Consider the following 7,170-nt stretch of genomic DNA (forward strand, 5'->3'; position numbering starts at 1 on the left):
ATGATTTAGTTAGATAAAGGGAAAACGAGATCAACGTCTGGATGAAGATACGGTCGCCCAGCCGTATTAAGTGAAGTGCCTGTGATCAATGCGGATAACACAACCTTGTTATCACTTAGCCTCACCACGGTTTGACGAAACGCAAAGCGCACCTTACTCGGTCGCTCGGGTACAACCTCAATATAGAATTCATCACCGCTAGTCAGGGAAGCCTTATAATCCAACTCGGCTTTGACCACCACTAAATGGATCCCTGCCGCAGTTAACTCAGCAAAATTAACGCCACGCTCAATTAAAAATTCATGTCTGGCATGCTCTAGGTAATTGAAATAAACACCATTATTTACAATCCCTTGCATATCACATTCGTAATCACGGACTTTAAATTGCAGACGAAATGGCTGACTCATGCTTCTCTCGCTCCTTTGCGGCATTAAATTGCAGATAACGCACCATCAAACGACGCTTGATACGCTTGTGAACTTTGTACTTGCGTTGGTGGTACTTCATATTCAGGTCACACTGTAAAATTTCAGTGCCATTATACCCAATCACGTTACAAATACATGGCCAATCTAAAAGCGGGGCCTTGCTGCTAGCTGACAAGCCGATGCAACAAGGCGTAACCTCCAAATTAACAACTTGCCGCTAAGACTTTAAGGCGTTTTTGCTCACGCTGATTAGCCCATTGATTCAGTGCAACAGAGCCAAGAATAATCGCCAGCGCGATTAAGGTGGTATGACTGATTTGCTCATTCAACCACAGCGCCCCTAAAATCATGCCGAATAATGGCACCAAGTAGTTACTAAAGGAGGCAAAAGTTGGACCACTTAATTGGATCAAAGCCATAAACAGGAAATACACTAAGCCAGTACAGAACACGCCTAAAGTTAATAGCGACATGACGGGGCCAACCGAAGGGGTAATGGCAGTGAAATCTTGGCTAACTAGAGATATCAAGGTCAACTGGATCGCAGCACAAGCCAATATATTACGCGCAACAAGTAACGGGGCTTCATCAGCAAAACGCTTAATCATTAACATCCCCAAGGCAAAACAAGCGGCGCCGAACAATATAGCGAGTATTGGCCACAATAAACTAGCCGCATTCGCCAATTGCGGTGCAAACAACACCACGATACCGACAAAGCCCAAGGCAACACTGATCATGCCCCATAGCGAGATGCGCTCTGATTTAATCACCAAGGGGGCAAGCAATAAGGTCATAAAGGGGATCGTGCCCATGGTCACCGCAGCGACCGCGCTATCCACGTATTGTTGACCCCAAGCCACTAAAATGAACGGCAAGGTGGCATCCAGCAAGGCGATACTCATGTAAACAGACCAATTAAACTTGTTGCTGCGTAGGCCTAACATACGACAGACCAGAACCAGTGTGATAAAACCGCAAAATGCACGGCTTGCAGCCACTACCATCGGCGGAAATGCCTCAAGTGCTTGATGCATGAAAATAAATTGCGATCCCCAAAGTAGGCCGATCGCGAGCAAGTAAGCATAACTTTTCATATTAATACTTCATAACCAATAGAGTTTTAACCAGACGTAATTGTATTTATGGTCAAAGTATTAATAAAATGAATTATAAACATCTAGGTATGGCCAAAATGAATAACAAGCTAGCAAACCAACTTGATCTAAATCTGTTACGGGTTTTTAACCACCTAATGCAGCTACGTAATGTCACTATGGTTGCCAAAATCATGCACTTATCTCAATCGACCATTAGTCATGCCCTGAGTCGCTTGCGCAGCCAACTAGATGATCCCTTGTTTATTCAGGTAGGCAAAGAAATGCAGCCCACTGAAAAAGCGCTGCTGATGGCTCCTGCAATACAACAGGCCTTGCTATTAATTCAACAAGGCATTGAAAGCCAAGCTAGCTTTGATCCCAACCAAGACCAGCGTCATTTTAAAATCGCGGTCGGCGGTGCCATCGAACAAACTTATGTCGCGTCCATGATTGAACACTTGGCAGCATTTGGCCCACATCTTAGATTGGATGTATTTGAGCTGACTAACAGTGATTATGAAAAAGAGCTTGAACGTAAAACCCTAGATTTAGTAATAGGATTTGCTGGTAGTGGCCATCTCAGTGACAAACTCGATAAAACCCACCTACTGGATAACCCGCTCACTTGTGTCACTGATCTTAGCTTTACCCCTCAAACGCCGGGCCAGATAACGGCCCATGAACTGGTAAGCCGCAGCCACATTTACACCTCGAGTTGGGGACATTCACAGCAATTAATGGATCAGTATTTTAGTCAGCAACAATTGCAACGCCATGTCGCCGCCCAAGTGCCAACCTTTAGCGCCGTGCCACAATTACTGATGCAAGGTAAGTACTTAGTGGTGATGCCTGAAATGGTCGCCAGTGAACTATGCCAACGTTATCCATTGCAACAACTTGTGATAGCAGACCAGCCGATTATGGTCAGCTATGAAATCGCCCAGCATTCATTAACCAGCCATGATGTTGCAATCAACTGGTTGAAGTCATTAATTATGAGGGTTTGTTCAGTCGCTAAGTAAAAAGGCAGCCCGGAGGCTGCCTTAGAAATAAGTACGAACATTCTAAATTGATTAGCTATAAGCTGCTGATTACTTGCCTTTTGCTGCCGCTTCAGATTTCTTCAACTCAGCCATGGTTTCAGCTGCCGCGATACGACGACCAAAGGTAGCAAAAATCGTTAAGGTTTTTGGCATATCAGCAAACACATCATCAACCACAGGTAACTGATCTTTGGGTGTGTCTTTTAGCATCACAGGTAGCTGCGGATGGCCAGATAACACCATCGCCCCCAAAAGTGTTTGAGAGACCAGCGTCTTCGACTCATGATCTAGCTTTTCAAGTCGGTCTTGCCACAAATCAGATAGCCAATGATAGCCTTGCAAAAAGCCAGCACAAAATGCCATTAACTCAACATTCGTATTGTTGTCTTTACAATCACACACATCAGGAAATTGAAAACCTTCAGGGCTTTTTAATGAATCAACCGCAGCTTTAAAGTAAACCATGATTTGCTGTAAAAAGGCATCACGTGCTTCAGGCTCGATTTCGGCAGCAATTTTTTGTTCGACAAACAGCATTGGCCACCAATCTTTAGTTGGAATCAATGCCGGTGCACTCAAAACCGCGAAAGTAAAACCTTGGGCTTGAGTTGGGCCCATCACTTTATCAACTAAAGCAGGGTGATTAATTGTTTTAATTAGTTCCGCTGTACTGTACGACATGACTAGTCCTTGTAAATTCCGTTGTCACCGATAATAAAGCATGGACACCCGCGCCCCAACATCAGCCACCAATTCTGCGAGTCGGATCTCGCCACTGATCACTTAGCCATGAATAATCGACTAAATATCGACCATGGCTGATGCCTGACGCTAGGTTGAGATAGTTAACTGAACAAAAAACCAGCAAATAGTGCAAATTAGGTTAAACTTGAACAAGAATTTAAGAGGGATGGTTTGAGCTAGTATGGTTAGCTCATCGAGCAGACGGTCAGATATTTACAGGAAAAACAAATAGGATGAGCAAATTCCGACTAGTTTTTCACTTTTTTTGTGACCTACAGCATAAATATCGAGCATTTCATGAACAGATATCCTATAATATCCCGCTTTTTTTAATTACCCACTCGCATTAGAGGTTACATGTCCATAGAAACTCCGTCATTTAATGATTTACACCTTCCTGAAACTATCTTGAAAGCCTTGGTAGAACTGGGCTACGAAACTCCTTCTCCTATTCAGGCTCAGTGTATTCCATTGCTCATGGACGGCCAGGACGTGTTAGGTATGGCCCAAACCGGTACAGGTAAAACCGCAGCGTTTGCCTTGCCATTGCTAGCTAATATCGACCTCAAGAGTAACAAGCCACAGGTTTTAGTTTTAGCGCCGACTCGTGAATTAGCGATTCAAGTTGCTGAAGCATTTCAGGCTTACTCACGCTATTTACCTAATTTCCACGTATTACCAATTTACGGCGGTCAAAACTACAACCTACAATTTAAATCGCTAAAACGCGGGGCACAAGTGGTTGTCGGTACACCTGGTCGTATCATGGATCACTTAAACCGTGGCACCTTAGACCTGGCAGAATTAAAAGCCATGGTGCTTGATGAAGCTGATGAAATGTTACGCATGGGCTTCATTGATGATGTTGAAACCATCATGGCAGAAACACCAGCTGAGCGCCAAACGGCCTTGTTCTCGGCAACCATGCCTGAGCAAATCCGTCGCATTACTAAGCGTTACATGCGCTCGCCAAGCGAAATCAAGATCAAGGCAAAAACATCAACCGTTGAAAACATCGAGCAAAAAGCTTGGATGGTTAGCGGTGTTAATAAGTTAGACGCATTAACACGAATGCTAGAAACCGAAGATTTCGACGGCGTGATTATCTTTGCTCGTACCAAAACGGCAACCGTTGAGTTAGCAGAAAAACTTGAAGCTCGTGGCTACCGTAGTTCTGCTCTTAACGGTGACATGAACCAAGCGTTGCGTGAGCGTACCGTATCAAGGCTTAAAGAAGGCACCCTAGATATTCTAGTGGCAACTGATGTGGCAGCGCGTGGTTTAGACGTAGATCGTATTAGCTTAGTTGTTAACTACGACATCCCAACCGACACTGAGTCTTATGTTCACCGTATCGGTCGTACTGGCCGTGCAGGCCGTACCGGTAAAGCCATCTTGTTTGTGGCACCACGTGAACGTCGCCTATTAGGCGCCATTGAGCGAGCAACACGCCAACCTATCACTATGATGTCACTGCCAACCCGTGATGAAGTGACCCAAAAGCGTATCGAATCGTTCCAAACTGACATCCAAAAAGTCATCGAAGCGGAAAACCTAGAGTTTTATACCGAGTTGGTTGATCAAATGTCAGCCGAGCTTGAGCTGAGCAAAGAGAATATGGCTGCAGTGCTATTGTACATGGCACAAAAAGACAAGCCATTCCAACTGCCAGAAGAGCCAGCTAACGAACGTTTTCGTAGTGATCGCTATGAGCGAGATGATCGCCCAAGACGCGAAAGAGCACCTCGCGCTGAACGTGGCGAGCGTAGTGAACGTGGCGAGCGTCGTCGCCCTGATGTACCGCTAGAGACATTTCGTATTGAAGTAGGTCGAAGCCACGGTGTACAAGTTAAAAATATCGTCGGCGCCATTGCTAACGAAGGTAATATCAACAGCCGCTTTATCGGTGATATCGTACTACATGACGATTACTCAACCGTTCAGTTGCCACAGGACATGCCCAATGATTTATTGAAGCATTTCCAAAAAGTGTATATCTGCCAACAGCAAATAAAAATGCATAAAGTTGATGAAGCAGGCACCTTCAACAAACCGGCACGACGTCGCGCACCAAAAAAGCGTGACTCACGTAAAGACTAAGCTTTAGTCATCACTACCCAATAAATAAGCCGTCTGATGACGGCTTTTTTGTGCATCATAGTAAATACTGTGTGCTTTGTCAGATAGCTGCAAATCCATACTGTCATGACGTAGAATGTATCTATACTAACAGATAGAATCGGATTAAAGGTTGGCACTTAGCTTAACCTATCCCCTTAACCATCTTAGATTAATCCTATTGAGTGCAGATTATGGTCATAGACAGTGAAGGTTATATACAACTGATTCATTTCCTAACAGACAACCTAAGTCTGTTTGAAAACAAGGCTTGCCCATCTAATGAGGGTTCAGTTGCCGAGTATGTATCAGATCTTATAGCTGAAAGTGTCATGAAGGTGTGTATTCAGCATGAACATTTGGATAGCACGCATCGTTTTGAAGTAGTGAGAGAAACTGATGCCATTGTCCACGATCTTGAAGAGGTGCTTTCGGTCGTATGGCATCAAGCACCTACAGCGCAACAAAAAGAGTTTTTAACCGAATTTGTGGGTCTAATTAAAAATCTATTTGATACAGAGCTAACCAAATTTGATTAGCTCGAATCACAACAGCTAAGGTACCGAATGCCCCATCGAAGCTTGCCAAATACTGAACCATTGCTGGCGATCTAGTTGCAACGACTCTGCTTTTACTGTCATTCGCGTCCGCTCAATTCGACCCGAGCCGATAATAGGTAATACCTTGGCTGGCAACCCTAGTAACCAAGCATAGACAACCTGATCGATATTATCGGCGCCTATTTGCTGTGCAATTTCAACCAACACTTGTCTCACGCGCTGCGCTTGTTCACTGTCTGAAGTAAAAATATCCCCGCCAGCTAAACAAGACCACGCCATCGGTGCAATCTTATGTTGCTGACAGTAATCTAACGAGCCATCAAACAAGGCTTGCATTTGCAGCGGTGATACTTCGATTTGATTGGTCACAAGAGGAGCATCAAGTCGAGACTGCAATAAACTAAACTGCGCCGCACTAAAATTAGAAACCCCAAAGTGTTTCACCTTACCAGCCTGTTTTAGCTGACTAAATGCCTCAGCAACCTCGTCCGCTTGCATCAATGGATCCGGTCGATGAATGAGCAAAAGATCTAAATAGTCGGTGTTTAGGTTAGTTAATGAACGCTCAACCGAGGCAAGTATATGCTCCCGACTGGTATCATAATGATTAACATAACGTTCTGGCGTCGATTCAAAAGCTGGCTTAATACCACATTTAGAAACTAACTCTATATCGTCACGTAAACTGGGTTTTAACTTTAACGCTGCACCAAAAGCCGCTTCACAACGATATTCACCATAAATATCTGCATGATCCATGGTAGTGACGCCCACTTCTATGTTTTGCTCAATAAACGTGAGCAGCTCTTGCGCGCTTTTATTCCAACTTGCTGCGCGCCAAAAGCCGGCAACAAAGCGAGAAAACTCAGGTCCAGATTCAGTTAGCTGAAGACGAGATACAGTCATGACACACCTCTTAATATATAACCAGTATCAAGAGCTTAGCAGCTTATAATCACGGTTATGACTTAATTTTGTATCACCCTTAATTTATGTGCAATGGTTCAAAAGATCACCGTATTGGATCCAAGGCATTAGGACACCAACTGCGTAAATATACCAATGTTCATATCTCCTTGTAAGACCGGAGCTCACTCTGGGGATCTGTTTGGGTTTTTCTGCAGATGTAAAAAAGCCCAAGTCGTGAGACTCGGGCTTAGTATTGGAAGCATGG

The 7,170-nt window shown here is 44.3% G+C and carries 7 protein-coding genes; 3 read left to right on the forward strand and 4 right to left on the reverse strand.

Going from position 1 to position 7,170, the window contains the following annotated elements; translation table 11 throughout:
- Positions 1-5: 5 nt before the first annotated feature.
- Positions 6-410 carry an acyl-CoA thioesterase gene (locus ACK8OT_RS17305; protein ID WP_410197757.1) on the reverse strand — a complete coding sequence of 135 codons (405 nt, stop codon included), beginning with the start codon at positions 408-410 and terminating at the stop codon, positions 6-8.
- 224 nt (positions 411-634) lie between these two features.
- Positions 635-1,528, reverse strand: coding sequence for a DMT family transporter (locus ACK8OT_RS17310; RefSeq protein ID WP_410197758.1), 894 nt, complete (start codon positions 1,526-1,528; stop codon positions 635-637).
- Positions 1,529-1,626: 98 nt separating this feature from the next.
- Between ACK8OT_RS17310 and ACK8OT_RS17315 the strand changes: the two genes are divergently transcribed.
- Entirely contained in the window at positions 1,627-2,553 is a 927-nt protein-coding gene (locus ACK8OT_RS17315; RefSeq protein WP_410197759.1) for a LysR family transcriptional regulator, read from the forward strand.
- Between the two features lie 69 nt (positions 2,554-2,622).
- On the opposite strand, the gene ACK8OT_RS17320 is transcribed toward ACK8OT_RS17315, so the two are convergent.
- Complete coding sequence (locus ACK8OT_RS17320) at positions 2,623-3,255, reverse strand: YecA/YgfB family protein (RefSeq protein WP_410197760.1); 633 nt, start codon at positions 3,253-3,255, stop codon at positions 2,623-2,625.
- A 420-nt stretch (positions 3,256-3,675) separates the two neighbouring features.
- Here ACK8OT_RS17320 and ACK8OT_RS17325 point away from each other — a divergent pair, with 420 nt between their 5' ends.
- Together ACK8OT_RS17325 and ACK8OT_RS17330 are read left to right on the forward strand one after the other, a co-directional pair.
- The gene (locus tag ACK8OT_RS17325; protein WP_410197761.1) at positions 3,676-5,418 is read left to right on the forward strand and encodes a DEAD/DEAH box helicase; all 1,743 of its coding nucleotides are present in this window, start codon (positions 3,676-3,678) and stop codon (positions 5,416-5,418) included.
- A gap of 212 nt (positions 5,419-5,630) precedes the next feature.
- Complete coding sequence (locus ACK8OT_RS17330; RefSeq protein WP_410197762.1) at positions 5,631-5,975, forward strand: DUF3802 family protein; 345 nt, start codon at positions 5,631-5,633, stop codon at positions 5,973-5,975.
- A 15-nt stretch (positions 5,976-5,990) separates the two neighbouring features.
- On the opposite strand, the gene ACK8OT_RS17335 is transcribed toward ACK8OT_RS17330, so the two are convergent.
- The gene (locus ACK8OT_RS17335) at positions 5,991-6,902 is read right to left on the reverse strand and encodes an aldo/keto reductase (protein ID WP_410197763.1); all 912 of its coding nucleotides are present in this window, start codon (positions 6,900-6,902) and stop codon (positions 5,991-5,993) included.
- Positions 6,903-7,170 lie beyond the last annotated feature (268 nt).

This window comes from Motilimonas thetidivivens (assembly GCF_046452435.1).
Taxonomy (GTDB): domain Bacteria; phylum Pseudomonadota; class Gammaproteobacteria; order Enterobacterales; family CBDFNC01; genus Motilimonas.

Excerpts from the sequence above, each read along its gene's own strand:
- ACK8OT_RS17310 (WP_410197758.1), bottom strand. The coding sequence starts at position 1,528 with ATGAAAAGTTATGCTTACTTGCTCGCGATCGGCCTACTTTGGGGATCG.
- ACK8OT_RS17315 (WP_410197759.1), top strand. The coding sequence starts at position 1,627 with ATGAATAACAAGCTAGCAAACCAACTTGATCTAAATCTGTTACGGGTT.
- ACK8OT_RS17325 (WP_410197761.1), top strand. The coding sequence starts at position 3,676 with ATGTCCATAGAAACTCCGTCATTTAATGATTTACACCTTCCTGAAACT.
- ACK8OT_RS17330 (WP_410197762.1), top strand. The coding sequence starts at position 5,631 with ATGGTCATAGACAGTGAAGGTTATATACAACTGATTCATTTCCTAACA.
- ACK8OT_RS17305 (WP_410197757.1), bottom strand. The coding sequence starts at position 410 with ATGAGTCAGCCATTTCGTCTGCAATTTAAAGTCCGTGATTACGAATGT.
- ACK8OT_RS17320 (WP_410197760.1), bottom strand. The coding sequence starts at position 3,255 with ATGTCGTACAGTACAGCGGAACTAATTAAAACAATTAATCACCCTGCT.
- ACK8OT_RS17335 (WP_410197763.1), bottom strand. The coding sequence starts at position 6,902 with ATGACTGTATCTCGTCTTCAGCTAACTGAATCTGGACCTGAGTTTTCT.